General features: G+C 60.9%; 27 protein-coding genes and 1 pseudogene. 17 read left to right on the forward strand and 11 right to left on the reverse strand.

All coding sequences use genetic code 11. From position 1 onward, the window contains the following. Window positions 1–72: 72 nt before the first annotated feature. Entirely contained in the window at window positions 73–219 is a 147-nt protein-coding gene (locus ACRWQA_RS09220) for a hypothetical protein (protein WP_434228411.1), read from the forward strand. Here the strand turns inward: ACRWQA_RS09220 and ACRWQA_RS09225 are convergent. Further along, window positions 209–997 carry a universal stress protein gene (locus tag ACRWQA_RS09225; protein WP_434228409.1) on the reverse strand — a complete coding sequence of 263 codons (789 nt, stop codon included), beginning with the start codon at window positions 995–997 and terminating at the stop codon, window positions 209–211. The two genes, ACRWQA_RS09220 and ACRWQA_RS09225, sit on opposite strands and share 11 nt — an antisense overlap. Then, window positions 987–3425, reverse strand: coding sequence for a Lon protease family protein (locus ACRWQA_RS09230; protein ID WP_434228407.1), 2439 nt, complete (start codon window positions 3423–3425; stop codon window positions 987–989). Before ACRWQA_RS09230 ends, ACRWQA_RS09225 begins: the two co-directional genes overlap by 11 nt. A 117-nt stretch (window positions 3426–3542) precedes the next feature. Between ACRWQA_RS09230 and ACRWQA_RS09235 the strand changes: the two genes are divergently transcribed. Together ACRWQA_RS09235 and ACRWQA_RS09240 are read left to right on the forward strand one after the other, a co-directional pair. Continuing rightward, window positions 3543–4142, forward strand: coding sequence for a 2-hydroxychromene-2-carboxylate isomerase (locus ACRWQA_RS09235; protein WP_434228405.1), 600 nt, complete (start codon window positions 3543–3545; stop codon window positions 4140–4142). Between the two features lie 76 nt (window positions 4143–4218). Further along, window positions 4219–4956, forward strand: a complete 738-nt coding sequence (locus ACRWQA_RS09240) for a tellurite resistance TerB family protein (RefSeq protein ID WP_434228403.1) — start codon at window positions 4219–4221, stop codon at window positions 4954–4956. A gap of 29 nt (window positions 4957–4985) precedes the next feature. On the opposite strand, the gene ACRWQA_RS09245 is transcribed toward ACRWQA_RS09240, so the two are convergent. The 6 genes from ACRWQA_RS09245 to pilB form a co-directional block, all read right to left on the reverse strand. Continuing rightward, window positions 4986–5849 carry a DNA replication terminus site-binding protein gene (locus ACRWQA_RS09245; RefSeq protein ID WP_434228439.1) on the reverse strand — a complete coding sequence of 288 codons (864 nt, stop codon included), beginning with the start codon at window positions 5847–5849 and terminating at the stop codon, window positions 4986–4988. A 2-nt stretch (window positions 5850–5851) separates the two neighbouring features. Continuing rightward, window positions 5852–6079: a DNA gyrase inhibitor YacG gene (gene yacG / locus ACRWQA_RS09250; RefSeq protein ID WP_263580129.1), complete on the reverse strand. Its 228-nt coding sequence runs from the start codon at window positions 6077–6079 to the stop codon at window positions 5852–5854. Between the two features lie 59 nt (window positions 6080–6138). Continuing rightward, entirely contained in the window at window positions 6139–6744 is a 606-nt protein-coding gene (gene coaE, locus ACRWQA_RS09255; RefSeq protein ID WP_434228400.1) for a dephospho-CoA kinase, read from the reverse strand. A 27-nt stretch (window positions 6745–6771) separates the two neighbouring features. Continuing rightward, window positions 6772–7599: a prepilin peptidase gene (locus tag ACRWQA_RS09260; RefSeq protein ID WP_434228398.1), complete on the reverse strand. Its 828-nt coding sequence runs from the start codon at window positions 7597–7599 to the stop codon at window positions 6772–6774. A gap of 2 nt (window positions 7600–7601) precedes the next feature. Next, the gene (locus ACRWQA_RS09265; protein WP_434228396.1) at window positions 7602–8834 is read right to left on the reverse strand and encodes a type II secretion system F family protein; all 1233 of its coding nucleotides are present in this window, start codon (window positions 8832–8834) and stop codon (window positions 7602–7604) included. A gap of 66 nt (window positions 8835–8900) precedes the next feature. Further along, window positions 8901–10694, reverse strand: coding sequence for a type IV-A pilus assembly ATPase PilB (gene pilB, locus ACRWQA_RS09270; protein ID WP_434228394.1), 1794 nt, complete (start codon window positions 10692–10694; stop codon window positions 8901–8903). 414 nt (window positions 10695–11108) lie between these two features. Here pilB and ACRWQA_RS09275 point away from each other — a divergent pair. From ACRWQA_RS09275 to ACRWQA_RS09285, 3 genes and pseudogenes are all read left to right on the forward strand, one after another. Continuing rightward, a pseudogene (locus tag ACRWQA_RS09275) lies at window positions 11109–11241 on the forward strand (prepilin-type N-terminal cleavage/methylation domain-containing protein); the annotation flags it as partial. Window positions 11242–11472: 231 nt separating this feature from the next. Then, window positions 11473–12867 (forward strand): O-antigen ligase family protein, encoded by a 1395-nt coding sequence (locus ACRWQA_RS09280; protein WP_434228392.1) that lies wholly within the window; start codon window positions 11473–11475, stop codon window positions 12865–12867. 120 nt (window positions 12868–12987) lie between these two features. Next, window positions 12988–14127, forward strand: a complete 1140-nt coding sequence (locus ACRWQA_RS09285; RefSeq protein ID WP_434228391.1) for a pilus assembly PilX family protein — start codon at window positions 12988–12990, stop codon at window positions 14125–14127. A gap of 11 nt (window positions 14128–14138) precedes the next feature. Here the strand turns inward: ACRWQA_RS09285 and ACRWQA_RS09290 are convergent, their stop codons facing one another. Further along, window positions 14139–14558, reverse strand: a complete 420-nt coding sequence (locus ACRWQA_RS09290) for a hypothetical protein (protein ID WP_434228390.1) — start codon at window positions 14556–14558, stop codon at window positions 14139–14141. A 172-nt stretch (window positions 14559–14730) separates the two neighbouring features. Between ACRWQA_RS09290 and ACRWQA_RS09295 the strand changes: the two genes are divergently transcribed. The 6 genes from ACRWQA_RS09295 (at window position 14731) to ACRWQA_RS09320 (ending at window position 19305) form a co-directional block, all read left to right on the forward strand. Then, window positions 14731–15291, forward strand: coding sequence for an anti-virulence regulator CigR family protein (locus ACRWQA_RS09295; protein ID WP_434228388.1), 561 nt, complete (start codon window positions 14731–14733; stop codon window positions 15289–15291). Between the two features lie 119 nt (window positions 15292–15410). Further along, complete coding sequence (locus ACRWQA_RS09300; RefSeq protein WP_434228386.1) at window positions 15411–15713, forward strand: type II toxin-antitoxin system RelE/ParE family toxin; 303 nt, start codon at window positions 15411–15413, stop codon at window positions 15711–15713. Continuing rightward, the gene (locus ACRWQA_RS09305; RefSeq protein ID WP_181514452.1) at window positions 15710–15991 is read left to right on the forward strand and encodes an addiction module antidote protein; all 282 of its coding nucleotides are present in this window, start codon (window positions 15710–15712) and stop codon (window positions 15989–15991) included. Before ACRWQA_RS09300 ends, ACRWQA_RS09305 begins: the two co-directional genes overlap by 4 nt. A 235-nt stretch (window positions 15992–16226) precedes the next feature. Further along, entirely contained in the window at window positions 16227–16754 is a 528-nt protein-coding gene (locus tag ACRWQA_RS09310) for an HPP family protein (protein ID WP_434228384.1), read from the forward strand. 153 nt (window positions 16755–16907) lie between these two features. Beyond that, the gene (locus ACRWQA_RS09315) at window positions 16908–18701 is read left to right on the forward strand and encodes a T6SS phospholipase effector Tle1-like catalytic domain-containing protein (RefSeq protein ID WP_434228382.1); all 1794 of its coding nucleotides are present in this window, start codon (window positions 16908–16910) and stop codon (window positions 18699–18701) included. A gap of 7 nt (window positions 18702–18708) precedes the next feature. Beyond that, window positions 18709–19305, forward strand: a complete 597-nt coding sequence (locus ACRWQA_RS09320) for a DUF2931 family protein (protein WP_434228380.1) — start codon at window positions 18709–18711, stop codon at window positions 19303–19305. A 59-nt stretch (window positions 19306–19364) separates the two neighbouring features. On the opposite strand, the gene ACRWQA_RS09325 is transcribed toward ACRWQA_RS09320, so the two are convergent. After that, window positions 19365–20069 carry a Crp/Fnr family transcriptional regulator gene (locus ACRWQA_RS09325; protein WP_263580119.1) on the reverse strand — a complete coding sequence of 235 codons (705 nt, stop codon included), beginning with the start codon at window positions 20067–20069 and terminating at the stop codon, window positions 19365–19367. A gap of 512 nt (window positions 20070–20581) precedes the next feature. Here ACRWQA_RS09325 and ACRWQA_RS09330 point away from each other — a divergent pair. Continuing rightward, window positions 20582–20962, forward strand: coding sequence for a histone-like nucleoid-structuring protein, MvaT/MvaU family (locus ACRWQA_RS09330; protein WP_263580118.1), 381 nt, complete (start codon window positions 20582–20584; stop codon window positions 20960–20962). 157 nt (window positions 20963–21119) lie between these two features. On the opposite strand, the gene ACRWQA_RS09335 is transcribed toward ACRWQA_RS09330, so the two are convergent. Then, window positions 21120–21941, reverse strand: coding sequence for a helix-turn-helix domain-containing protein (locus ACRWQA_RS09335; RefSeq protein WP_434228378.1), 822 nt, complete (start codon window positions 21939–21941; stop codon window positions 21120–21122). Between the two features lie 353 nt (window positions 21942–22294). On the opposite strand from ACRWQA_RS09335, the gene ACRWQA_RS09340 reads away from it, so the two are divergent. The 4 genes from ACRWQA_RS09340 to ACRWQA_RS09355 all read left to right on the forward strand — a co-directional run bounded on the left by ACRWQA_RS09340 (window position 22295) and on the right by ACRWQA_RS09355 (window position 26076). Next, window positions 22295–22591, forward strand: coding sequence for a hypothetical protein (locus ACRWQA_RS09340; RefSeq protein ID WP_434228377.1), 297 nt, complete (start codon window positions 22295–22297; stop codon window positions 22589–22591). A gap of 24 nt (window positions 22592–22615) precedes the next feature. Next, window positions 22616–23086 carry a hypothetical protein gene (locus ACRWQA_RS09345; RefSeq protein ID WP_434228375.1) on the forward strand — a complete coding sequence of 157 codons (471 nt, stop codon included), beginning with the start codon at window positions 22616–22618 and terminating at the stop codon, window positions 23084–23086. Window positions 23087–23560: 474 nt separating this feature from the next. Continuing rightward, the gene (locus ACRWQA_RS09350; RefSeq protein ID WP_434228373.1) at window positions 23561–24568 is read left to right on the forward strand and encodes an NAD-dependent epimerase; all 1008 of its coding nucleotides are present in this window, start codon (window positions 23561–23563) and stop codon (window positions 24566–24568) included. 59 nt (window positions 24569–24627) lie between these two features. Beyond that, the gene (locus ACRWQA_RS09355; RefSeq protein WP_434228371.1) at window positions 24628–26076 is read left to right on the forward strand and encodes an MBL fold metallo-hydrolase RNA specificity domain-containing protein; all 1449 of its coding nucleotides are present in this window, start codon (window positions 24628–24630) and stop codon (window positions 26074–26076) included. Window positions 26077–26083 lie beyond the last annotated feature (7 nt).

The following is a 26083-nucleotide window of genomic DNA, read 5'->3' on the forward strand; positions in this document are numbered from 1 at the left end:
TTCTGCTTTTCCCGGGCCAGGACTACACTCGATTCGACGAGGCCGCATTGGCCTCTGATGAGGAAAGCTGTCGTGAGCGTAGTCAAAGGCGTCATCTGGTGTCTGGCCATTCTCTTTGCCCAGCTCGGGTTGTTGCGTTACGTGGACAAGCGTGTGGCCGCCATGCCGCGAATGCAGGAGCCGCCCCTGGAACCCGGCGATCAAGTCGCTAAGGAATGACCAGAATCGGCAGCGGAACCCTGCCGATAACCTCGCCATCCTCCTCCAACAGGCTTGCCAACTCGCTGCGGCGCAACAGCAGCCCGCCGGCATGGGCGTTGGCCAGCGCTCGCTCCAGCGCTCCGGCATGGCTGACGGGCAGGGGGGCGGCGCCGTCGAACAGCGAGGCTAGCCATCCCGGTATCGTAGGGGGGGCCTCTTCCTGAACCCGGTCGTCTTCGCGTGTCGCCAGCCAGTGCAGCGGGCCACGCCGAAATGGGTGTGTCTCGTCCCACAGCAGCACGCTGCAGGGGGCTTCCAGGATCAGGCGACGGCTGGTGGAGCCAAGCCGCTTTTCCCAACGCTCGCTGGTGCCAGCCTTGCCGAGTACCAGCACGTCTCCCGGGCCGGCCTTGGTCAAGGCCTCGACAGCAATCTGCCCGCGGCTGACCTCGAGCCGGTGGCGCAGGTCGCGCCCGGCCACCGCCTCGGCCAGCGCCTGCTGCACGCGCTGCAGCTGGTGGGCGATGCTGTTTTCCAGCGAATCGGGTGTCAGCGGGCGCGTCAGGCCCGACTGGGCGCCGATCTCGCAGGAAAAGGGGAAGGCGGCGCAGCGCAGCAGATCGAGATCCTCGACGTAAAGCGCCACCAGCTCGACGTGGCGTTGGCTGGCCAGATCCACCGCCGCGGCCAAGGCCGCCAGGCTGTGGCGAGAGGCATCGAGCAGGGCCAGCACACGCGCCACATCCAGCAATGGCGTCTGCGAGCCGTTGCCCTGCGGGGCATCGTCACTGATCATCGCTGCGCTCCTCGTCGGTGCTGCCGGCTTCGTTCTCCTTGTCTTCCTCCTTGTCGTTCACCTTGACCTTGCTTCTCTTCACTGCCTGGTGAAAGGCCTCGAGCCGCTCGTGTACCTTGGCATTGAGGCTTCCGGCTGGGTAGAGGCCTTCGTCCGTGCGTTCGCCGGGTGTCATCCCGGTGAGCAATTCGAGCGCCTGGTCCAGGTACTCGATGGCGTAGACCTTGAACTCGCCGGCGGCGATGGCATCGCGCACCTCGAGCTTGAGCATAAGATGTTCCACGTTGGTGGCGGGCAGCAGTACTCCATGTCCCTTCACGCCGCCGCGCGCCTGGCAGATATCGAAGAAACCCTCGATCTTCTCGTTGACCCCACCCACGGCTTGCACGCGGCCGTGCTGGTCGATGGAGCCGGTCACCGCCAGGCGCTGGTCGATACCTACGCGGGCGATGGCCGAAATCAGGGCGCAGGCTTCCGCCACCGAGGCGCTATCCCCCTCGATACCGCCGTAGGATTGCTCGAAAGCCAAGCTGGCGGAGAGCGAGAGCGGCGTATCCGGGGCATAGCGGCTGGCCAGGCAACGCGACAGGATCATCACTGCCTTGGAATGAATGCGTCCGCCCAGGCGCGCCTCGCGCTCGATATCCACCACGTGGCCAGGTCCGGGCCGGGCGGTGGCCGTGATACGGGTGGGCTGGCCGAAGGCGTAGTCGCCCAGGCTCATCACCGAAAGGCCGTTCACCTGGCCAACCTGAAAGCCCTCGAGCTGTATCGCGACGATGCCGCGGGCGATGGCCTCATGGCTGCGCTCGTGAATGCGGCTGGCGCGCCACAGCTGCTGCGCCACGGCTTTCTCCACATGGCGGCGCGACATCACCTTGGCGTCGTCGCGCTCGGCCCAGTGGTCGGCCTCTTCCAGCAGGTCGCTCAGAGCCCGATGGCGGGCGGTGAGCTTGCCCTGGTCGTCGGCCAGGCGGCTGGCACGTTCGATCACCGCCGCCACGCCGCTGCGGTCCAACGGGCGTAATGCCGAATCCCGCGCCAGGGTGGCCACCATGCGGGCATAGAGCGGCTGATTGCCGTGGTTGCGCTCGAGCTCGTCCTCCAGGTCGGCCTGCACCTTGAACAGCTCGAGAAAGTCGGGGTCCTGCTCGCACAGCAAGTAGTAGAACAGGCGCTCGCCGAGCAGCACCACCTTGAGGTCCAGCGGCACCGGCTCGGGATCCAGCGTGGTGGTGCTGATCAGGCCATAGGCCTGTTCCAGCGACTCGGTGCGGATCTCGCCGGCACGCAGCACCCGCTTGAGCGTCTCCCAGGCGCCGGCATGCATCAGCAAGGCGCGCACGTCGATCACCAGGTAACCGCCATTGGCCCGGTGCAGGCCCCCGGCACGAATCAGCGAGAAATCGGTCAGCAGGGTGCCGTTGTGAACGTGGTGTTCAATACGCCCCACCAGGTGCTGATGGGTCGGCAGGTCGAGATAGACCACCGGGGCACCTTCGCAACCGGTGTTGTCGACGATCAGGTTGATCGGGAAGCGGTTGAAGATCGCCTCTGGCGGCATCTCGGGTTCGTCGGCGATGAACGAGTCGACGTGCAGCAGCATGGCGTCGCGCAGCGCTTTCAGGTGATCCAGAATGCCGTCGTGATCGGCGTAGCGCTCTTCCAGCTCGGCCAGCGGCGCGTCGATGGCCGTTTGCAGCATCTCGCCGTTCAGCGTGGAGATGTGCTCGCGCAGCTGCTTCGCCAGGCGCGGCATGTGGCGAATGGCCTGGGCCAACTTCTTCTGCAGGACCTGTACAGTGCCCTCGATGCGCTCGCGATCGTCCTTGTCGAGCTTCTCGAACTCTTCGGGCGACATGATCTTGTCGTCGTCGCCGGCCGGCGCGAAGGTGAAACCGTTGGGTGTGGAAAGCAACAGGATGTCGTGCTCGCGCGCCTCACGGCGCACCACTTCGATGGCATCGCGCTGGCGCTCGCCCATGGCCTGCTTCATCTCGTGCAAGCGGTTCTGATACTCATCACCCTCGAACACGGCGGGAATCGCCGAGCGCAACTCCTCGGCCAGCTGTTCCAGGTCGGCCCGCAGCACCCGGCCCATGCCGGTGGGCAGCAGCAGGCACAACGGCTGGGTATGATCGTCGAAGTTGTAGCGGTAAGCGATGTCCGGTGGAGTAGGCTCGTCGCGGGAGCGTTCGGAGAGAAAACGTCCGACCAACTGGTGCTTGCCATGCCCGGGATGGCCCAGCACGTAGAGATTGAAACCATCGCTGCGCATGGAGGTGCCGAAATCCAGTGCATCGCGCGCGCGGGCATGGCCGCTCAGCATATCCAGCGACTCGAGCTCGCTGGTGATCTCGAAATCGAAGGCGTCCTCGGGGCAGGCGCGATAGACCTGCGTGGCGTTCAAGGGCTGCAGTGGATTCACCAACTGTTCTCCTTATTCTCTAATACAGTCCAGTATGGAGGAGAGGTGACAAGCCTGCATGATGCAGATCAATATGACGGGCGGGCTAGCACGGCTGCCGACAAGGAGACCACCACCATGACCTTTACCTTCTGGTTCGATTTCGCCAGCACATACTCCTATCCAGCCGCGATGCGGCTCGAGCACGAGGCCGCCGAGCGTGACATCGAAGTGCGCTGGCAGCCCTTCCTGCTGGGGCCGATTTTCCAGGCCCAGGGCTTGAACGACACGCCCTTCAAGCTTTACCCGGCCAAGGGGCGCTACATGTGGCGGGATGTCGAACGCCTGTGCGACCGTGATGGCATCCGCTTTCACCGTCCCTCGCAATTTCCCCGCAGCGGCCTGCTGGCCGCGCGCATCGCCAACTGGCACGTCGAGGAAGAGTGGGTGCCGGCGTTCGTACGCAGCGTCTACCGCGCCAATTTCGAACACGACCAGGACATCGCCGATCCCCAGGTCATCGGCAACTGTCTGGCGGAGCTCAAGCTCGACGCGGCCTACCTGCTGGAGGAAGGCCAGCGCCCCGAAGCCAAGGAAGCGCTGCGCGATGCCACGGCCCAGGCCCAGGCGTTGGGTATCTTCGGCGCGCCGTTCTTCATGGCCGGCGACGAGCCGTTCTGGGGCTACGACCGCATGGAGCAGGCACTGGAGTGGTATGAGTCGTCACGCCTGGACTGATACTGTCACCTGGCCATGCCTCGTTCCGTAAAGAACCGGCATGGACCTTCGTGTTGATTCCTAGGGAGAGAAATCGATGAACGCCAGCAAGATCTTGCAGCAGCTGATGCAGCAGGCCGGTGGCCAGAGCGGCAACCGGAATAGCGGGGGAGTGGACGTGAAAGGCATGCTCGAAGGCCTGTCCCGCCAACTGGGAGGCGGTTCGGCGGGCCAGGCCTCGGCCGGCGGCAGTGGCCTGGATGTGAAGAGCCTGCTGGGTGGCGGCGCCATGGGGCTGCTGGTGGGCTCCAAGCGTGGTCGCAAGCTCGGCGGCAAGGCGCTCAAGTACGGTGCCATTGCCGCGGTCGGCATGCTGGCCTGGAAAGCCTGGCAGAACTCGCAGAACGCCAAGGGCCAGAGCGGCCAGCCGGCGGCCAGTGGTGGTGAAGGCGAGCGGGTCGAGGTGTTGCAGGGCGAGTTGCAGGAGCGTCGCAGTCTCGAACTGCTGCAGGCCATGATCATGGCCGCCCGCGCCGACGGCCATATCGACGCGCAGGAGCGTGAACTCATCACCCAGCAGATCGACGCCCTGGGCGCCGATGACGAGCTGCACCGCTGGGTCGAACAGCAACTGAGCGCCCCGCTGGATGCCGAAGCGCTGGCGCGGCAGGCCGACTCGCCCCAGGCGGCGCGCGAGATGTACCTGATCAGCGTGGCGGTGATCGACGAGCAGAATCCCATGGAACGGGCCTGGCTCGATCAACTCGCCAAGGCGCTGAAGCTCCCGGCCGAACTTGCCGGTGAGCTGGAATATCAAGCACAGCAGGCCGGCTAGGTTTTCTAGCCTTTTTCATTCACCGCGAATCAGCGGTAGCGGTAGATCCGCAGGCTGGGCAGGTAGGGCGTTTCTTCCAGCTTCTCGTCGCTGCGCCGTGCCCGGGTGCGGTTCGGCGGCGGGGTGGCCGGGGGCAGGTTGTGGTCGGGCAGGTGACCGCGCGGCGCGGGTAGGAACAGCGGCAGCGCCACGTTCATGGCGCGGCGGGTGCGGCCGTCTTCCAATGGCTCGCAGTAGAACAGGTTGGCGCGCATCAACGGCGCCTGGCTCTGCACCTGGGCCAACGGTTCGCTCGAGGGTAGCGCCGCCAGCTTGCGCAGCTGAATGCGCACATGGGGTGCGTCGCTATCCAGCGCCAGCAGCTTTTTCTCGACCTCTTGCACCGTCAGCCGCTTGATCGAGCGACCGCTCGAGTACCAGGCCAGGCGTACCCGGGCCACCGGCGCCTCGGCCATGGGGATGGCTCGCCAGCACTGCTTCAGGTGCAGCCGGGCGAGGCCGCTGCCGCGCAGGTGGTCGTGCAACTGTGGGTGGCGAAACGGCAGCACCGCCTTGGCCTCGGCCAGCAGCGGTGGGTCCTCGGCCTTGATGCGAGCCAGCCGCTCGGCGAATTCGGTCTTGGCTGCATTCACTTCGGCCACCCTGGTCATCAGCGTGTCATCGGCGGCAATCAAGCCGACATGGCTGCGGGTGGCGCGGCCGTCCTGGCCGTCGGTGTACCAGAAATCGAGCAGGGCGCGGCGCAGCCACTCGGTGCTGGCTTCGACCCGAAAGGCCCAAGCCTCGGCGGGCGAAGCGGCATAAGCCTCGAGCAGCGCCTCGGTGCGCTCGATCAGCATATCGAAGGCGACCTCCAGTTCGGCCAGTAGCCGGTAGGTCGGTGCCGGCGCCAGGCTCACCGATCGTCGCCCTGGTCGGCGCGGGTCAGCCACTCCTCGATATTGGTCTCGTCGAGTGCCGGCTCGCCGGCGATGCGGTGCGATTCGTCGGCCCAGGCACCCAGGTCGATCAGTTTGCAGCGCTCGCTGCAGAAGGGGCGGTAGGGATTCTTCTCGCTCCACACCACCTTCTTCTGGCATTGCGGGCAGGCGACGGTCAGGGGGCGTTGGTTGTGTTGGCTCATGAATCCGCAAGGGTTGGTGGCTTTCCGCCCATTCTAGCGCTTATGGGCGATCATGTGGGCTATCGACTGGCCGCCATTTCACGGTAGCGTCGATCCAGCTCGGCGACCTGAACGGCGAGATCCTGCTCGTTGCCACTGTTGTCGATCACGTCGTCGGCGCGGCTCAGGCGTTCACTGCGCGGCATCTGGGCGGCCACGATGGCGCGGGCCTGTTTGTCGTCCACGTCGTCGCGGGCGGCGGTGCGGGCGAACTGCAGGCTCTCCGGCACGTCGACCACCAGGCAGCGGTCCACCATTTCGCTCTGGCCTGATTCGAACAGCAATGGCGAGACCAGCAACACGTAAGGCGCGCCCTCGGCTTGTAACCGTTCCAGGTGTGCCACGATGCGCTGGCGAATGCGTGGGTGGGTCACCGATTCGAGCCAGAGGCGCTCGCTCGGGTCGGCGAAGACGATATCGCGCAGCGCGCGGCGGTTCAGGCTGCCGTCGGCCAGCAGTACCTTCCCGCCGAAGCGCTCTGCAATCTCGGCCAGCGCCGGCTCGCCGGGCTCGACCACCTCGCGGGCCACGTCGTCGGCATCCACCCAGGGCACACCCAGCGACGCGAAGGCCCGCGCCACGGTGCTCTTGCCGGAAGCGATACCACCCGTTACGCCAACGATCAAAACAGGTACTCCCTCACAAGCCCTCACTCAGAGTGTCATGCCGACATAAACGGCCATCAGCGGCTCGCCCACCAATAGCGCAATCCAGCCGGCGCTGGCCAGGAAAGGGCCGAAGGGCATCGGCGCGCCGCGCATCCGGGGCAGGGCAAGCTGAATGGCGATACCCACGATGGCGCCCACGCCGGCGGAAAGGATCAGCACCATCGGCAGGTACTGCCAGCCCAGCCAGGCGCCGAGGGCCGCCAGCAGCTTGAAGTCGCCGTAGCCCATGCCTTCCTTGCCGGTAATCAGCTTGAACAGCCAGTAGACGCTCCACAGGGCAAGATAGCCCGCCATGGCGCCGATCACCGCGCTGGGCAGCAGCAGGGGCTGGAACAGCAACTGGTAGAGCAGGCCCGCCCACAGCAGTGGCAGGGTAACGACATCCGGCAGCAACTGGGTGCGCAGGTCGATCACGGCAAGTGCCAGCAGCGCCAGGCAGGCACCGAAGACGAACAGGCCCTGCCAGGTGACGCCGTACAGCGCCACCACGGCCAGCGCCAGACAGGCGCCGGCCAGTTCCACCAGCGGATACTGAGGGCTGATGCGTGCTTCACAGGCAGCACAGCGGCCGCGTCGCTTGAACCAGCCGATGACCGGCAGGTTGTCGTGCCAGGCAATGGGCGTTTCGCATTGAGGGCAAATCGAGCGCGGCACCAGCAGGTTGAAGCGGGGCGACGCCTCCTCTGGCAGTTCCAGTGCCTCGCGTGCCTCGGCCCGCCAGCCCAGCATCAGCATGACCGGCAAGCGCACGATCACCACGTTGAGGAAGCTACCCAGGCAAAGGCCCAGCACGGCCGCCAGCAACCACACCATACTCACAATACCGTGCCTAGCTCGAAGATCGGCAGGTACATGGAGATGACCAGGCCGCCGACCAGAATCCCCAGCACCACGATGATCAGCGGCTCCAGCAACGAGGTGAGGGCGTCGACCTTGTTGTCGACCTCCTCCTCGTAATAGTCCGCCACGCGGTTGAGCATGGCGTCCAGCGCGCCGGATTCCTCGCCGATGCCGACCATCTGCACCGCCAGGGCGGGGAAGCGCTCGGTCAGGCGCATGGCGAAATGGAGTTGCTGGCCGTTGGACACGTCTTCGCGGATCTGCCGTGTGGCGCGTTCGTAGACCAGGTTGCCGGTGGCCCCGGCGGCAATGTCCAGCGCCTCCACCATGGGCACGCCGGCGCCGTAGGTGGTCGCCAGGGTGCGCGAATAGCGCGCCACGGCGGATTTATCGAAGATGTCGCCCAGCACCGGCACCTTGAGCAGGAACGCATGCACGCGATAGGCGAACGCAGGCGAGCGCTTGATGCCCTGGCGCATCAGGTAGACGAAGGCGATCAGCCCGGCCAGGCCCCACAGCCAGTACTGCTGGGCGAATTCGGAAAGGGTAATGGTCATGCGGGTCATGGCCGGCAGTTCGGCGCCGAAGCCGTGGAACAGGCTCTCGAACTGGGGCACCACCTTGATCAGCAGCAGTGCCGTCACGCCGACCCCCACCAGGATCACCGCGATGGGGTACCACAGCGCCTTCTTCACCCGGCCCTTGAGCGATTCCACCTTCTCCTTGTAGGTGGCGACACGGTCGAGCATGCGGTCCAGCGAGCCGGAACTCTCGCCCGCTTCCACCAGGTTGCAGAACAGGCTGTCGAACTGATCGGGGTGATTGCGCAGCGCCTGGGAAAAGCTCGAGCCGGCCGAGACCTCGTTCATCAACTGCTGGACCACCGCGCTCATGGCCGGCTTGCGGATACTCTCGGCCACCACCTGGAACGCTTGCAACACCGGCACGCCGGCGCGAATCATGGTGGCCATCTGGCGGGCGAAAAGCATTATGTCCCTGGGCTTGATGGTGCCCATGCCGCCGGTGAGCCCGCCTTTGCGACGCACGTTCTTGACAATGATGTTCTGGTTGGCCAGCTCGCGTTCCACCTCGAACTTCTCGGCGGCCACTACCTCACCGCTGACCAGACGCCCGCCGGGGCCCTTGCCGGTCCAGCGCCAGCGGTACAGTCTCAGTTTCTTTGGCGCTCTTGCGGTTCTGGTTGCCATAGATTCCCTGCTGCTTGGATGCGTCTCGATTATTATCGGCGCTAGCTCATGAGGCTTGAGGCCGTATCAATCCTTTGTGACCCGGTTGACCTCGGTCAGGCTCGTGATCCCCTGCATCACCTTCAAAAGCCCGCTGCGACGCAGGTCCGGGTGGCCCTCTTCCCGTGCCAGTTTATCGAAATCCATGGAGTTGCCGTTACGCATGATCAGTTGGCTCATGGCCGTGCTGATCGGTACCACTTCATAGATCCCTACGCGGCCCTTGTAGCCATGGGTGCAATGCTTGCAGCCTACTGCTTCGTACACGGTAGCGCTATCCACTTCCTGCTCCGTGAAGCCCTCTTGCAGCAGCGCCTCGCGGGGAATCTCCGCCTCCTGGCGGCAATGCTTGCACAGCCGCCGCGCCAAGCGCTGGGCAATGATCAGGCTCACCGAGCTGGCAATGTTGAACGGCGGCACGCCCATGTTGGCCAGGCGGGTGAGGGTTTCCGCGGCGGAGTTGGTGTGTACCGTGGAAAGCACCAGGTGGCCGGTCTGCGACGCCTTCACCGCAATTTCGGCGGTTTCAAGGTCGCGAATCTCACCCACCATCACCACGTCCGGATCCTGGCGCAGGAAGGCGCGCAGGGCACTGGCGAAATCCAGGCCGATCTTGGGTAGCACGTTGACTTGGTTGACCCCAGGCACCTTGATCTCCACCGGATCCTCGGCGGTACAGATATTGCGCTGCACCTCGTTGAGAATGTTCAGCCCGGTATAGAGCGACACCGTCTTGCCGCTGCCGGTGGGGCCGGTGACCAGGATCATGCCCTGGGGGTGGTCCAGCACGCCCTCGTACAGCGCGCGCTGCTCCGGCGTGAAGCCCAGTGCATCGATACCGATCTGCGCCGAGGCGGGGTCGAGAATACGCAGCACGATCTTCTCGCCGTACACGGTCGGCAGCGAGTTCACGCGGAAATCGATCGAGCGGGTCTTCGATACCTTCAGCTTGATCGCGCCATCCTGGGGCAGGCGGCGTTCGGAGATGTCCAACCGCGCCATCACTTTCAGCCGCGCGGCAATGCGCGCGCGCATGGCGAAGGGCGGCCGGGCCGATTCTATCAGCATGCCATCCACGCGCATGCGTACCCGGTAGCTCGTCTCGTAGGGCTCGAAGTGAATGTCCGAAGCGCCACGGCGAATGGCGTCCAGCAGGATCTTGTTGACGAACTTGACGATCGGCGCATCGTCGGCACCGCTCGAGGCGGCATCATTGGCGCGCTCGTCGCTGATATCGACGCCTTCGTCGAACTCCAGTTCGCTGACGGCGTCGTCCACCCCTGCCAGCTCGTCCATCATGCTGGACTCGTGCTGGGCCAAGTAGGCCTCGAGTACCGGCAGCAACTGGTCCACCGGGCACAGCACGGCTTCGATGCTGAGGCCGGTGGCGAACTGCAGCTCATCGAGCAGGGCCAGTGTGGAAGGGTAGGGTACCGCGACCGTCAGCCGGTGGCCGCGGCGGCTGAGCGGTACCACGCAAATCTTGCGCAGCAGTTTCTCGGGATAATCGTTGGCCGGGGGCAGGCTCGCCAGGCGCAGCGCATCCAGGTCGACCAGCGGCAGGCCATACTCCCAGGCGGCGCACAGCGTGCCTTGGCGGGCCGTGACCAGACCGGCATCGATCACGTGCTGCAGCAGGCTGGTCTCCGCCTCGCGTGCCTCGTGTTCCGCCCGCTCGGCCGCCGCGCGCGAAAGCAATCCGTACTCCACCAGCCTTCGTGCGAATCCGTGCAGGCCCTCGGTATCGGCCGAGCGCTGCTGGCTGGCATCCCCACTGGTAGAAGCGTGGGCACCCGTCGGTGCCGTTCGATAGTCGTTCATGGCGCCTCAGGCATCGGCCCGCAAGGGCGGTGAGCAATAGGGTTACCCGCATTCTAGACCGTTGATACGGTTGATCACAGCAGGCTGACAAACGCCATGCCAACTGGTATTAACTTCATCATGGCTTATGCTGAGGTTAATCACCTACCTACGTAGGTAGCGCTTGCGGGGTAGAGGCTGAGTCATCTAATGTAAGCTTCAAGGCTCTCGATAGCCGCGAAGAAGGGTGCGAACTCAGGCATTTACGACAAAAAGCTTGAGAAGGCCCAGCAAGGGGGATGAGCAAGGCCGAACGGCCTGGCCACGACGAAAGCGGCGCTACCGCGCCGCAGGTGCAAAACCGCCCAAGGCTGCCGTAAGCGGCCAACAGGCACACTAGAGCAGGGGACGACTGCGATGAGTATGAAGAAATTGATGCAAGAACGAGCAGCCGCCAAGCAAGGACAGGGCGGTTTCACCTTGATCGAGCTGCTGATCGTGGTCGCGATCATCGGGATTCTGGCGGCGATAGCGATTCCGCAGTATCAAAACTATACGATCCGTGCGGCTGAAAATGCCTGTCTGGCCGATGCGCGATCATATGCAACTGCAGCTGCGGTTGCAGCAAGCGAAGGCTCCACCACAGCTCCAACTCTTACAGATGTGATTTCTGGAGATTCTGCTTGCGCTACTATTACTATTTCTGGATCTGTAGTTACAGGTACGCCGCATAATACAAATGCCAGCGCGCAGACGGTCGATATCGGCTTTGGCTCTTTTTAACCGGGTTTAATTTGGAATGGCCGGTTTCAAGCCGGCCTTTTTTATGCTTCAAGTAGATTTTTTTCGTCTTGTTCTAATTCTGTTTTTTTTGCTCTCCTTTGGTTTTTGTGGATGGTGCTGGCGTGATCAATTTGCTGGAAAATTAATCTCCAGTTGCAATGATGGGAAAATACTCTGTTGCACTATTCTGGTAATGGCACTATTAGCTGTTCTTCTTAGTCCTGCGCCGTTTGTAGCATTTCTGGAGTTATCTTATATCGTTGGCTTGTTAGTATCCTCTTGGCTAGTTTCTTTTGCTTCAATTAAAATAAAGTCACTTATTGCATGGAGAGTAATAGGTGGGCTGCTTATCTTGTTGATCCTGATGCACTCTGTGTACGCTATGGACATAATATCGTTACGCCATGCTTTCATGACTCGACATGATGCGACTCCTGGATTTTCTCATGATAGGCTTTTCTCAGATTTGGCAGCCGGAGTTATTCCACTGGCAGTACTGTATTCGGTTTCAAGGAGGAGGTTGTCTGTATCTGCTATATGTTTGAGCGTACCACCACTGGCAGTTTGGTGGTACTTGCTTTTTATTAGTGAGGGCCGTTCTGGGATTCTTTCTCTGGTTCTGGCTGGGTTGGTAGTGGCCGTACTGTATCGCAAGGCGGTGCTAATCCCAATTTTTGTTCTCTTGCTTTCGTCAGTTGTAGGTCTGGTGGGTTGGTTTATTTTTAATCCGATGGTTAAAAGAAGCTCAGGAGAAGTTTTTCAACGCGATATTAGAAGTGGTTCGGGCCGTTGGGAACTGTGGCGAGATGCAATTTCATACGCTTCTGATAACTTTCCATTCGGTATCGGTCCGATGCAGTATGCTGGTGATGGAATAATGCGTGGTGGCAGTGCGCATAATTTGATATTGAATACAGCCGCAGAGTGGGGGGCTGTTCTTGCTGTGATTTTGGTTGCAGTTCTGGTAAAAGGCGGGTTAGAGGTATTGCGTCGGGCAGTAGTGCTTCCAGATGCAGAGAAGCCGATTTACGCATGCTTAATCATGTCATTCTTCGCCGTGATGATTAATCTTCAGTTTTCTGGTGCGCATATAGCGCCTTCCAGCGCGTTAGTTATTATTGTGTCAGCAGGTTTTGTGTTTGGCTATCGAGGCGAGGAGATGAATTATGCCCCGCACTTAAAAATGCAGTACAGAAGTTATGGTGCGATAGCTTGGGCTGGGGTTATGCTTGTTCTGGCATATTTATTTTATGCCGGGCTGGAGATGTATTGGTTATCTTTAGATTCTCAGTTACTTTGCATGCAACAAGAGGGGAGGCTACATTTATTTCCTCGCTTTTGGGCTCAAGGCCGCCTGGAATGCATGCAAATGGTCGCTCCAGATCATTGGCTGTTCTGGTCGTGGCGCTAAGGGGGTGAGTTCGACTAGTCCTTTCATCGCGTTATTGTCTCCGACTCGAGCGTGACGCTCGTCTTCTTTTGATGTAATGTTGTGTATCAGAAGCGTAGCCAAAAGTCACTGGGGGTGGCGATGGCGGGTACACAACATAGGCAACGTGGCGCGGCGCTCGTCCTTGTGCTGGCTATGCTGAGCATGGCGCTGATGCTGGGCCTGTCTGGTATCAGCAGCAGCTTGGTCAACGAGCGGCTGGCTGGCAACTACCGAACTGCCACCCAAGCTCAGATGGCTGCCGAGGCCGGGGCAGCCACAGGAATGGCCGATCCTGATAAAAATTTCCTGGGGCCGGGGCCGGTCACGAATGGCGATGATATTTGGTCGTCGTGGGTCCAGAGCGATGATGGAAGGTTTCGCCGTCGCTACACCATGCTGAATCCCGCAGGGTTGCAAGCCGCTATGGATGAGGGGCTAGTGCCTGTTTTCGACCTGCCTGCTGGCTCCAGATTCCTCATCGGTCAGGGTCAGGTGAACGACCGCGTTGGCGATATCAATCGATACATCCTTGTCAGCTATGCAAGTGGTGGTGCCCCCAATCTCGATGCCGTTTTCACCTGCTTTGGGCTCGAATGTTCTCATAATGCGGATGGCCACCTTCATGGTGAAGACCATCCGCTCCCAGATAGCTTCAACTGCACGGGGGCTTCTTGTCGAACTACGCCGGAGCCGGATAGAGACACGGACCTGGATGTGCCCGCTTTCGCTCACTTTGCGCCCGATCATGAAGAGTACTCTGTTAAGAGAGACTTCTGGGAAGCGTTCATTGCTGAACTACCTGCACCCGATGCCAGCTTCTCCAGTGGAAGTATTAGCTTCGACGGTTCCCGCGATGCGCCTTCGGTCATTGAAATCACGGGTAACGTGAAAATGAACGGTAACCAGGCCACGGCCGGTATCATCATTGTGCGTGCTGGGGCGACACTGGATAAGGCCAATGGCACGGCGCACCACGAAGGGCTGATTCTCGTAGAGGAGGGTGGCAATGTGAGCATGGCAACGGGAACGTTCAACCTCTACGGTGGTATCGTCATGCTCAAGTCCGAAGACGCTTCTGGCGATGGTGAGGGTGGCGGGAAAGGTAAGGGCAACGACAAGAAGGGCTCTGACCTTGATGCGAAGGGCAACTCTGCCCTTAGATACAGTACGGCAGCAGTATCGCTGCTCGATCAACTGTTACCTGGCGGGAGCGGGCCGACTGGTTGGCGTGAGTTATAACTTGAGCCGCCTCAATGAACGATAGAGCCGTATAGCCACTTTTGCGGCAGGACGTCTTTCCAGGCCATGACATGCCGGGTGCGCAATGCCCTGGCGTATAGCAGCAAGTACGACATGTCCTGCGCCATGTGGGCACTCTCCTGCATTCGGAGGGCGTTCTGCGTCAGCAGGAACAGGAAGCCGGCCTGCTGCAGCTCCTGCCTGAATTCCGTTATTTCCGAACCTATACCGTGCTCGGCAAATGCGAGGAAAGCTCGGCATTCCATGGTCCAGCGCTCGCTGTACCGCGAGCTCTCATGACACGCCCAACCTAATTCGTGCCCCTTGGCGATGGCACGGTGATAAGTCTCGCTGCCATAGGCTGGTAGAGAAAACAGCGATGCCAGCGCAAGGACGATAAAGGCGCGGACTCTCTTGCCGTGGAACTGCATGGCTATGCCCTTTTATTTTGTCGATTTGTCTGTTATCGGCGACTACCTTTCAAACTTGAGTAAAATTCATCCGTAACGCTGCACAATGCGCCGAAAAATGCCGTTTCGTTGCACGCTAACTGCGCATTTCCTGCCTAGGCTGGAAGCAAGCTGGCTTCAGGAGGAAACAACCATGCTGCATGCCAAACGCAAGCTGCTCGTAGGCGTTTCGATACTTGGACTAACGCTCGGTGGTGCTGGGCTACAGGCTCAGCCGTCAGATAACCGCGGCCAGGGTCAAGGCCAAGGTCAATGGCAGAACCAGGGCGGCAACCCAGGAAAGGGGCAGGGTGCAGCGCAGGCTCAGCCAGGCCGTGGCCAGGCGGGTGAGCCAGGGCGTTGGCACCGCAGCAACGAGCACGAGCACGAGCATGGCGAGGGGCGAGGGCGAGCGGAAAGGCATGATGTTTCCCACGGCCCGCGTATCGACGAGCGCGAGATCCGCCGCCTGCTGGTCGAGCGCCGCGACTGGATCGAGATCGACCGCAGCCGCGAAAGCCTGCCGCCGGGCATTCGCATGAACCTCGAGCGCGGCAAGCCGCTGCCCCCCGGCATCGCCATGCAGATGGACGAGCGAATCCTGCGCGACCTGCCGCGTTACGACGGCTACGAATGGCGCCGGGTCGGCCCCGACGTCATCCTGGTGGATGCGGCCAACGCCATCATCTACGAGATCCTGCGCGATATCTTTTGAGTCAAAGCCTGGCCTCTGGAAACCGTTCCAGGCTCAGAGTGATTACAGACAACGCTGAGCTCAGCCATGCCTCATGGCACCGCTTGCCTTGGTGTGAACTATGGTTCACAATTGTGGTCATGAAGAGTATCAGCCAAACCGAAACCTACTCTGCCTGGTTCACCAAACTGCGAGATCAGCGAGCCAGGGCCAAGATACTGGCCAGGATTCGCCGAATCGAGCTTGGCAATTTCGGAGATTGCGAACCGGTGGGAGAGGGGGTGTCGGAGCTGCGTATTCACTATGGCCCCGGCTACCGAGTGTATTTCGTGCAGCGAGGATTTGAGCTGGTGATTCTTTTGGCTGGTGGCGATAAGGGCAGCCAGGCCAGAGATATCGAGATCGCGAAGCAGCTTGCACGCGAGTTGAAGGAGGTGCCATGAGCTCTCTACAGAAATGGGATGTTATCGATCATTTGGGTTCAGAGGAGGAGATGGCCCTCTACCTTGAGGCCTGCCTTGAGGAAAACGACCCCGCGCTAGTGGCCGCTGCTCTAGGCGATATCGCCCGCGCGCGGGGAATGGCGCAACTGGCCCGCGACACCGGACTTACCCGGGAGGGCCTCTATAAGGCGCTTTCCGCTGATGGCAATCCCAGCTTTGCCACGATCATGAAAGTCATGAATGCTCTCGGATTCAAACTTCACGCTGAAGCGTCCTGATCTAATGGCCCGGTAGACCCAGACCATCGCCCTGGCATGTCCCGCCAGGGCGCTGTTCATCTAGGCGCCAGGCATAGCGCGTAGCCCTTGGTTGTTACCCGTCTTCCCTTGTTCTTGTGAGCAGCGGAATACTGACCCCGGTCAATCAATAGGCATGTACTTATAAAAAAACTTGCCTTCACTTTTGTGGTGCGCTTTGCGAGACTCCTGCACCTATTTTGTGCAAGAGCCGGACATGAAGACCTATCTCGCCAAGATGCGTGCCGAACGAACGCGAGCCCCCAGTCCCGATTGGCAGGATGCGCTGTGGTCGTGGCTCGGCGCGTTCAGCGGCATGGGCGCCATCTGCTGGCTGAACGCACACTGGCTATCCCATCATCTTTTGATTGTGGCTTCTTTCGGGGCCACCTCGGTACTGATCTACGCCGCACCCGATAGCCCATTTGCCCAGCCGCGCAACGTCCTGTTCGGCAGCATGCTCTCGGCCCTGGTGGGGGTAGCCTGTTTCAAGCTGCTGGGCAGCACGGCGCTGGCGGTAACGCTTGCAGTGTCGCTCTCGGTGCTTGCCATGCAGCTCAGCCATACCGTACACCCACCTGGCGCAGCAGCGGCACTGGGCGCGGTGATCGGTGGAGAGGCGACAGCAACCCTGGGCTGGTGGTATCCCCTGATGCCGATCGGCATTGGCTGCAGCGTAATGCTCGTAGTGGCTATATTGGTCAACAACCTGGCCCGCCATCGGCGTTATCCGCGTTACTGGTAGTGGTTGAGCGCCAGTCCATGACGACGCTCACCCATGCACTCAAGTCAGAAATTTGCTCATGATGCTGTAGGAAATCGGCCATAGCGCTGATCTTTACAATTTGGATACCCTAATAAACATTGCCAATCTGAAACCAGGGACAGGAGACAGGCAGTGTTCTGGAAGCTCATACGTCGCTTTGACGTCAGGGATGTCGATCTTCCCTTCATCGAGTCGCCCAGCCTCGCCTCGAGCAAGGTCAAAGAGAAGTTGTCGAGGGAGTCCAGCCGGGAAGAGCTCTCGCAGCTGTATGCCAAGGCAGGCGGCATTGGTTGGGCGCCGGACAAGGAAGTGGCGATCCGTACGATCGTCAAGGCGGTCGAGCTGGGTGGCTTGCTACTGGTCCTGAACGACGGTTTCGACCGCCCCTTCCTTCCTCTGGTCAAATGGAATGGCGAGCAGTGGCGCTCGAACGCTCGTGGGGTGTTCGGCGGAAGCAGCCTGGTCGATTCCTTGCTGCCACGGTTGAATGCCAGGGGCCTGGGGCCACAAGCCATGGCCACGCTACAGCGGCACGGTGACTGGGGCGTCACGCGCCCTGCGCCGACTTCCGAGCCGCGGCCTTCCACCCCGCCACCCGTGCCGGAAACGCCTCCCGCCCGGCCGCGTACCCTGCAGATCGGCATATTCTTCGATGGCACTGGCAACAATATGTATAACGACCGCCACTTGCCCGATCGAGATATTACCAATGTGGCCAAGTTGTATGATCTGTATCGCTTCGATGGTGTCGATGGGGATTATCATCGAGTCTATATTCCCGGCGTAGGTACCATAACCGGCCGGGAGGGCGAGGATGGCTTCGTAGCCCCCGAAGACGCAATCGGCATGGGCACTGGCGTCGGCCCTGAGGGCGGTCATGCCCGTATCGAGCAGGCGTTGAACGAGGTCCGCGAGATTTTGGAGGCCAACCCCCGCGACTCGCTGGTGACCTTCGATGTGTTCGGCTTTAGCCGCGGCGCAGCCTTGGCACGACACTTCGTCAACCTCATCCACCGCTGGCCGGAAACCTTGATGGTGCCGGACTTCCGGCTCGGTGGAGCGGAAACCGTGACGGTGCCGGATTTCCGAATTGGCGAATACCGGCCGCCGCTGCGCCTCATCCAGGCCTTTCCGCCCTCGCCGATTCCCTTTCCGCAGGTGCGTTTCGTAGGGCTGTTCGATACCGTGGGCAGCTTCTACTGGCCCGGCAACGCCGAAAACCTCGATTTCGATCTCTATATCGCGTCGGGCAGCGCCGCGCGCGTGGTGCAGCTTACCGCCCACCACGAGATCCGCCGCAACTTCCCGCTCAACAGCATTGCCGATGCCCAGGGCAACCATCCCGGCAATTTCGCCGAGATCGCCTTGCCGGGAGTGCACTCCGATGTGGGCGGCGGCTACGAGAACCCGCGACACGAAGCGGACTTCGCCAATCTCGAAGAATTGATCGTGCGCCATCGCGGCGGGGTTGGCGCCAATGGGGAGACGATTCGCCGGGCTCAGGCGGAAGCGGAGGCAAGAGGGCTCTCCATACGCGTGGAGGGCATGGACGTGCTCGAAGTCGAGCGGCGCGCCACGCGCAAGGAGCTGGCGATCTATGCCTTGCACCAGATGCACGACGAAGCAAAGCGAGCCTGGGTGCCCTTGCGCGATCTGGATGACACCGATCCTGATCATGTCATTCCCGCCGAGCTGCAAGCTCTTATCGATAGCTGGTGGCAAAACGGTAGGCGACACGGGCGGCAGTGGATGCTGGAGATGTCGCACGAACACTTCACCGGCTACATCCATACGTCTCACCGCCAGTACCCGTTCACTTTGAGAGACCGCTTCGCCCACGCCCCAGAGCCTAGCGGCAAGCGCCGGGTATTTCCCAATCACCACAGTGCGCCGGTGGCGGCCCCGCAGGAGCCTCAGGATGCCTAGGTCATGGATGAACCGCCTGCGCCCTGTGCTGCTGCTGATGCTGCTTTTATTGACCAGCGCCTGTGAGGCGGAGCCCCGGCCGGAGCTGCGGCGTTATGACTTTGCAGTACAGCTCAATGGTGGCCCCACGGGTTGGCCGGTGTGGGTGGAAGAATTGACCTTCGATCATACGTGGTGGTCGCCGGGTGGGAATCTGGGCGGCGGGTTCGACAAGCGGCCTCCTGCAGGGGGCGCAACTGCTGTTTTGTCTCGCCCCATGCCCGCCCCGTCTTCAGTGCAGGCACGCTGGTTCTCCTACCGCACCCAAACCTTTTACGAGATCGATTTGGCACTTTCGGATACTGATGCCCAGTTGCAGCAGTGGTATCGAGATTATCCGCCGCCGGATTACCGCCATTATCTTATGGCCGGTTTCTCCGGCGAGGGTGAGGTCTACGTCTGGTGGCGAGCACGCTGTACGGTTTGCGGACGCGACCGTAGCCGGGATTTCCATTCGCCGATTGTGGAGTCTGCGTGGGCCGAGGAGGCCGAGGGTGATCCGAACCGCTACCGCAATCGCACTCAGGAATACGTTGATGAGGGCGTTATTCCCTCGCCTTGGTAAGTGTGGGGTGGGCGGGTGGTCCGGCTATTGTGCTTGTTTCGCCGCAGGAGTGTAGGCAGTCAAGCGGTGAGCTCGAGATCTGCGTGCTTGAAATCACCCAGCGTAGCCAGGCCACGCCAGTTCTTGATCTGGATCTGCTTGTTCTCGCAGTTCTCGATCAGCCCCTTGCGCTTAATCTTGCCGATCGAACGGCTGACGTGAACGCTGGAAAGACCCAGCACGTCGGATATTTCCGTTTGCGTGAGTGGGAAGTAATATCTTCCCTTGTAGGTCAGCCCGGCAGCGTAGGAGCGGGCATAGCATTCGCACAACAAGTTGGCGATTCGCCCCTCGGCACTACGCGCCGAGACATTGATGATCCAGTTCAAGGCCACGCTATGGCTGATGTGCCCGGAAACCTTGAACAGGCGAAGTATCCTGGGGCGCTGGAACAGCCGCTCGGCGCTTTCCGAATCGATGGTCATGAAGCGAAGCGACGTAATGGCCTTGATGGAGAACTCCAGCCTGCTGTACAGGCCTTGGCCACTGTCGCTGATATCGCCAGGCAACAGTAGCGAAGTAATGGGCTCACTGCCGTCGCGCAGCATCTTGTAGCGGCAGGCCCAGCCCCTTTCGATGACGTGCAGGCACTCGAGCGTATCGCCTTCGCGGGCCAAGTGGCTTCCTTTCTGCACCTCCCGCATGGGGCCAATGTGGCTATTGAAAATACGCTTGTCTTCGGGGCATAAGTCGTTGCGTGCCTTGAAGTTATGGAACAAGTACATGACATCCCTTTCGTCGTGTCTCTCGATCTCATCCAAGGTGAGGTTCCTTGGAAAGTGTAACAAAGGGAGGTTGGAGTGCAACTCGCTTGATTAGGGATGCGTGATGAAAATGCCGTGTTGGCTCCTCCTGTAGCCTGCGTGCACGCCACTCCATCCGCCTTTTTCATGCAAGTTTGCCGGCCCTTAAGTGGCGTTTTTAGAGTAGGTTGGCAACTGAGCGACGCGTAAAAAGCCGGCCTTGGGCGCTGGTCCGTCGTAAGCCGCTTCGCAATGGATATGCCATGGTGTATCAGTCATTGCAGCATAACTTGGATGATTGACAAGACGAATGCTTTCAGTTTGTGTATAGCGGTAACGAAGAGCGAGCTTACTCTACGTGGCAATAGGCTTAGCTGTTTGACGCAGGCGATGTGAGTCGACTAAAACTAGTCTGAAGTATTGTCATTTGGTTCGGGTTGTTGTATTTATAGGCGGCATCCCAAATATCCTCCCAATTTGCAAGGACCGTGTATATGTCTCTTCTCAGCGAATTCATGCAGAAAGAACAGCAGCTCAAGCAGCTTCAGGCTGAAATGGAGCGGCTGCAGAACGATGATCGCCTGAAGGCCGAACTGCAATTCAAGGACAAGCTCGAAGCACTGATGCGTGAGTTCAACAAGAGCTCCGCCGACGTAATCGGCCTGCTCGAGCCACAAGGCGGAAAATCCGCGCCGGCCAAGGCGGCAACTGCCTCCGGTGCCGGGCGCCGCAAGCGCAAGCTGAAGATCTACAAGAATCCGAAGACCGGCGAAGTGGTGGAAACCCGCGGCGGTAACCAGAAGACGCTCAAGGCGTGGAAGGACGAGTTCGGCTCCGACACAGTGGAAGGCTGGCTGGTTCGCGTCGAGTCCTGATCGACGAGCCCCGAACGACTCGCTACGGGCCGAAGAGTTCTAGCGAAGGGCTCTCGGTGAATTCGAGCGATAAGTTCGAATTGTGGTGAGTTCGAACAATGGGGCTTGAGCGAGAAGAGGGCGCGCGCCGATTGCGCGCGCCCTCTAGCAGGAGCCATCAAGCCTGCTGAACAGGAAGCCTGACAAGGACGCCATTCTCGTCCCATTCCACCTGAACGGCTTCGCCACTGGCGTGAAGCCTCTGTTTCGGAAGGCCTTCGCAAACCAGATACTGAATGACGTCAGGTATATCTTCCAGCGATTCCAATTCCACGCACGCGTGCTGCTGGGCTGGCAGTTTCAGCAGGCGAAACGACGCGGGGATGGCGATTCCCGGTGCCTCGTTGCCATTGACGATCGGGCCGACATCGATACGTTCCACATCGCTGGGCAGTGGAATATTGTGCATCAAGGCGATGGTTTGACCTTGTCGCAGGCGATCGGGAAGACTTTCGACTCCTTTGGCATGGTGGGTCCATTTGCGAAGCACTTCGAGAGGGTGGCTATGCTCCTTGCGGTACAGGCGCGTTACAAGGGCGTGCCGTGAAGGTGCCTTGCAGATCGTGTATCGAGGCGGGTCGCCGCCATGGCCTTGGCAGTAGGGGTTATGGTGAAGTTTCAATCGCAACGCCTGACGGTATTGGCGTGGCGTTTTATTGTGGTATCGTTGGAAAGCGCGGCTGAAGGCGGAATGGTTCCGATAGCCACACCGGGTCGCAATGAACTGGATGGAGAAAGGGGTGAACGCCAGCAGGCGTGCTGCCTTCTCCAGTCTCAGGGTGTCGCGATAAGCGCTAGGGGACAGGCCGAAGCACTGCTTGAACCTGCGCCGGACCTGTGAGGTCGAATAACCGAGTCGGCTGGCGAGGTCTTCTATTCCCTGCTGGCTATCCAAGTGCTCCTGCAGCCAGATCTCCGCCCGCATCATCTCGTTAAACATAACTGTCCCTTGCTCGATCCCGCAGCAAAACGAAGGTTGCTGCATCCATATCAACGCTGGCGGCCTCAATGATGCCCAGGCAATGCAATGCTAGGCAGGCATATCGCCTCTGGTTTTTATGGTTTTTATGCATCTCTTTATGCGCTTTAGCAGGAGGCAAAGGCAAGTTTGGTTAGCATGTTTGACCGTTTGTGCATAATTGTAGCCCAGGTCGATACGATGCTCCTTGTTCGCTAGCCCATGTGTCTTTCAGGGTAGCGCAAGGGCCTGCCTTCGCTACCACACGGTTTGGCGGTATACTCGGGCCGGTCACCATCGAGTGCCGCCAGGTACTTGAGCAATTACGGATACAAATGAGAAACCAGAAACCCAACCGTTCCATGGACGAGCGCGAAAAACTGCGCAAGTTTCGTGAGCTCGATGATGCCTTCGCCCAGGCGCTACGCGAGCTGGAAAAGCCCAATTCACGCCTCGATATTCCTACCGGGCCGCCTGTGCGTAGCCTGGCGGAGATGGAGGAGGAAGAGCAGCAGCGCCGCCAGCAGGCGTTCGAAACGCGGCTCCAGTCCCTGATGAGCGAATACGCCCAGCCCAGGGAGAGCGTGACCTTGCTGCTCCGCACCCTGCAGATGCTAGGGCGTATTGCCTGATTTACTCATGACCTGTCTGCGCCGATGACCTATTTCCTGGTAATGGGCAGCCTGGTGCTGTCCGTACTGTTCACGCTCGGCTGGGCCCTTTCTCGCTTGTTGCGCTGGATGGCCGGTGGCCTGCCGGGCGGTAGCGGCAAGGCCAAGCGCAAGCCCACCAGGCGCAGCGGTGCAACGCGTCAGGCGCGGTCTGTCAAAGACACCCGCAGTTCGAACGCCAGCGCCAAGAGCAAGGCCCAGGCCGTTGCCAAGCCGCCCAGCGAGCCCTGGCGCATCACCCGGCGCTTGGCCGGGTGGCATTCCAGTACTGCGCTTGCGCTGGTGGTGGCGCCTAGCTATCTCGTGGCGCGCCTTGTCGAGCACGGCATGAGCTTTCGGCCGCCGCACACCGTACCCGATGGGTTCACATCACTGGTGGTCGGCCTCGGCTGGCTTGCCGCCGGCTTGATCCTGTGCGCCCTCATACATCGTCTGGCCGTTTGGCGCTGTCGTTGACAGAGCGTTACCAAAAGTTGTTCTCAGTAGTCTGTATTACGGCCTGTCATATTTTCGTCAGATTCAATCAAGCTTTTGACGGTCCAGAGTTATTTGCCCCCACTCCACGGTAGAGCATCGCTCCCGAGTGCCGTAGAATTGCGTCATTCCTATAACGATACCGGCAGGGAAGGGCAGTCGAGCGCCAGCTCGGCGACGGGCCGTGAGCAGTGGCGCCAAGGGCTGAACCTGGCCTGAGGCTTGCCGTGCGCATTCTCGCGACGTTCCCTGGCCCAGGTATCGCTTCGCAACAGGGCCAGGGAACCGCCCGGAACAATCCCCGGGCGGTAGCGTGTCTGAAAAGGCGCGCTTGGGCAGAACCATACCCACGACATGAGATGAATCATCTCGCGGCGCCTGCAGCTTCCGTTAGGATTGGTATCGAAATACATCATTTGTGTAACGGTGCGTTGCAAAGAGAAGCGTGGGCTTAATGTGAAACTGCTTATTACCGGTATCGCTGGGTTTATCGGCCATGCAGTGGCCAAGCGCCTCAGTGGGCAGGGCCACGAGATCGTCGGTATTGACAACCTCAATACCTACTACGACGTCTCGCTCAAACAGGCGCGCCTGCACGATCTGGCTGACTGTCACGACATCCGCTTCATCCATCTGGACCTGGGCGACCGCGAGGCCATGGCCGCACTGTTCCGCGAGAACGAGTTCGACCGGGTGATTCACCTGGCCGCCCAGGCCGGGGTGCGCTACTCGCTGGACAACCCCCACGTCTACGCCGACTCCAACCTGATCGGCCACCTCAACGTGCTGGAGGGGTGCCGGCAGCACAAGGTAGGACACTTGGTGTACGCCTCATCGAGTTCGGTGTACGGCATGAACGCCAAGACCCCATTCGATACCGGCGACAGCGTGGATCATCCTGTCAGCCTCTACGCGGCCACCAAGAAGGCCAACGAGCTGATGAGCCACACTTACGCCCACCTCTACGGCGTACCGATGACGGGGCTACGCTTCTTCACCGTCTACGGCCCCTGGGGCCGGCCCGATATGGCGATCTTCAAGTTCGTCAAGGCGATGTTCGAAGGCCAGCCGATCCAAGTGTACAACCACGGCGACATGTCACGGGATTTCACCTACATCGACGACATCGTCGAAGGTATCGTGCGCATCCAGGACGTGATCCCTCAGTCCACACCCGATCGCGTCGCCGCCAGCGCCCGGCCCGACCGCAGCACCGCCCCCTACGCGCTGTACAACCTCGGCTATGGCGCGCCGGTCTCGCTGATGTCATTCATCCGTGCTTTGGAAGCCGCCACTGGGCGTGAGGCCATCTGCGAATACCTGCCCATGCAGCCCGGCGATGTGCCACGCACCTGGGCCGACACCGAAGCACTGCTGGAAGCTACCGGCTACCGCCCACAGGTGCACGTGGAAGAGGGGGTGAAGCGCTTCGTGGCGTGGTACCGCAATTTCTACGGCGTCTGATTCGCAGGGCAAGATCCAAAAGCAAAAGGCTCACAGAACAAGAAGTAAAGGACGACGACTTGAACATACTCCACCACGGCGGCGGGGCGGGCGTAACCGGCAGCTGCCACCGCTTGCAGATCGCGCCGGACCGGGCGCTGCTGGTCGACTGCGGCCTGTTCCAGGGGCAGGATGCCGACCATCTCGATAGCCTCGAACAGCACAGGGTGCGCTTTCCGGTGGAAGACGTGCTGGCGCTGGTGGTCACCCACGTGCATATCGATCACATCGGCCGGCTGCCCTATTTACTGGCGGCGGGCTACAAGGGGCCGATTCTGTGCTCGGTGCCTTCGGCACGCCTACTGCCGCTGGTGATCGAAGATGCCCTCAAGATCGGCTTCACCCGAGACCGTGCCCTGATCGAGCGCTTCCTGGCCGAAGTGCAGGGGCGCCTGGTGGCGCTGGACTATCAGACCTGGCACACCGTGCTCGGCGACGAACGCCACCACGTACGGGTCAAGCTGCAGCGCGCAGGGCACATCCTCGGTTCCGCCTACGTAGAGGTGGATATCCAGGACAAGTCAACCGACCAGAGCCAGCGTACCGTATTCTCCGGCGACCTGGGTGCGCCCTACGCGCCGTTGCTGCCCGCGCCCAAGCCGCCGTATCGCGCCGACGTGCTGGTGTTGGAAAGCACCTACGGCGACCGCCGGCACGAAGACCGGCGCCACCGTCGTGAAAGGCTCAAGGCCGCCATCGACAGCGCGCTCGAAAACGGCGGCACCGTGGTGATCCCCGCTTTCAGCGTGGGCCGCACTCAGGAACTGCTCTACGAACTGGAAGGGCTGATTCATAGCGCGCGCAGCGAACGCTGGCGCGACCTCGAGATCATCGTCGACTCGCCCCTGGCCGCCCGCTTCACCGAGGTGTACCGCGAACTCAAGCCGTGGTGGGACGCAGAAGCGCACAAGACGCTACGCAGCGGCCGCCATCCGCTCAGCTTCGAGAACCTCTACACCGTGGACAGCCACGAAGAACACGAGCGCACGGTCGAATACCTGGCAGTAAGCGGCAGGCCCGCAGTGGTGATCGCCGCCAGTGGCATGGTCAGCGGCGGCAGGGTGGTGAACTACCTCAAGCGCATGCTCGGCGACGAACGCCACTGCGTGCTATTTACCGGCTACCAGGCGGCCGGTACACCGGGGCGGGACATTCAGCGCTACGGCCCGAAGGGCGGCTGGGTAATGCTGGATGACCAGCGCATCGACATTCGCGCCCGGGTGGAAACCGTAAGCGGCTACTCGGCCCACGCCGATCGGCACGACCTGCTCAACTTCGTGCGCCGCATGCGCCAGCTGCCCAGGGAAGTGCGCCTGGTACACGGCGACCCCCAAGCCCAGGCCGCGTTCAAGGCTTACCTGCTGGAGTGGGCCGAGGGGGTAGGACACCCGCTTCGGGTAACCCTGGGTGGCGATTTTCTCGTAGCAAGTATTGATATAAAGAAAGAGACCGCCGAGGCCTTGGCATGAACAGGCT

This window comes from Billgrantia sp. C5P2 (genome assembly GCF_051062895.2).

Bases quoted from the DNA above. Each gene is read 5' to 3' on its own strand.
- ACRWQA_RS09225 (WP_434228409.1), bottom strand. From the start codon at position 997: ATGATCAGTGACGATGCCCCGCAGGGCAACGGCTCGCAGACGCCATTG.
- pilB (WP_434228394.1), bottom strand. From the start codon at position 10,694: ATGAACGACTATCGAACGGCACCGACGGGTGCCCACGCTTCTACCAGT.
- ACRWQA_RS09325 (WP_263580119.1), bottom strand. From the start codon at position 20,069: ATGTACTTGTTCCATAACTTCAAGGCACGCAACGACTTATGCCCCGAA.
- ACRWQA_RS09295 (WP_434228388.1), top strand. From the start codon at position 14,731: ATGCTGCATGCCAAACGCAAGCTGCTCGTAGGCGTTTCGATACTTGGA.
- ACRWQA_RS09305 (WP_181514452.1), top strand. From the start codon at position 15,710: ATGAGCTCTCTACAGAAATGGGATGTTATCGATCATTTGGGTTCAGAG.
- ACRWQA_RS09260 (WP_434228398.1), bottom strand. From the start codon at position 7,599: ATGGTGTGGTTGCTGGCGGCCGTGCTGGGCCTTTGCCTGGGTAGCTTC.
- ACRWQA_RS09300 (WP_434228386.1), top strand. From the start codon at position 15,411: ATGAAGAGTATCAGCCAAACCGAAACCTACTCTGCCTGGTTCACCAAA.
- ACRWQA_RS09335 (WP_434228378.1), bottom strand. From the start codon at position 21,941: ATGTTTAACGAGATGATGCGGGCGGAGATCTGGCTGCAGGAGCACTTG.
- ACRWQA_RS09280 (WP_434228392.1), top strand. From the start codon at position 11,473: ATGGCCGGTTTCAAGCCGGCCTTTTTTATGCTTCAAGTAGATTTTTTT.
- ACRWQA_RS09345 (WP_434228375.1), top strand. From the start codon at position 22,616: ATGACCTATTTCCTGGTAATGGGCAGCCTGGTGCTGTCCGTACTGTTC.
- ACRWQA_RS09240 (WP_434228403.1), top strand. From the start codon at position 4,219: ATGAACGCCAGCAAGATCTTGCAGCAGCTGATGCAGCAGGCCGGTGGC.
- ACRWQA_RS09320 (WP_434228380.1), top strand. From the start codon at position 18,709: ATGAACCGCCTGCGCCCTGTGCTGCTGCTGATGCTGCTTTTATTGACC.
- ACRWQA_RS09290 (WP_434228390.1), bottom strand. From the start codon at position 14,558: ATGCAGTTCCACGGCAAGAGAGTCCGCGCCTTTATCGTCCTTGCGCTG.
- yacG (WP_263580129.1), bottom strand. From the start codon at position 6,079: ATGAGCCAACACAACCAACGCCCCCTGACCGTCGCCTGCCCGCAATGC.
- ACRWQA_RS09310 (WP_434228384.1), top strand. From the start codon at position 16,227: ATGAAGACCTATCTCGCCAAGATGCGTGCCGAACGAACGCGAGCCCCC.
- ACRWQA_RS09235 (WP_434228405.1), top strand. From the start codon at position 3,543: ATGACCTTTACCTTCTGGTTCGATTTCGCCAGCACATACTCCTATCCA.
- ACRWQA_RS09330 (WP_263580118.1), top strand. From the start codon at position 20,582: ATGTCTCTTCTCAGCGAATTCATGCAGAAAGAACAGCAGCTCAAGCAG.
- ACRWQA_RS09285 (WP_434228391.1), top strand. From the start codon at position 12,988: ATGGCGGGTACACAACATAGGCAACGTGGCGCGGCGCTCGTCCTTGTG.
- ACRWQA_RS09340 (WP_434228377.1), top strand. From the start codon at position 22,295: ATGAGAAACCAGAAACCCAACCGTTCCATGGACGAGCGCGAAAAACTG.
- ACRWQA_RS09265 (WP_434228396.1), bottom strand. From the start codon at position 8,834: ATGGCAACCAGAACCGCAAGAGCGCCAAAGAAACTGAGACTGTACCGC.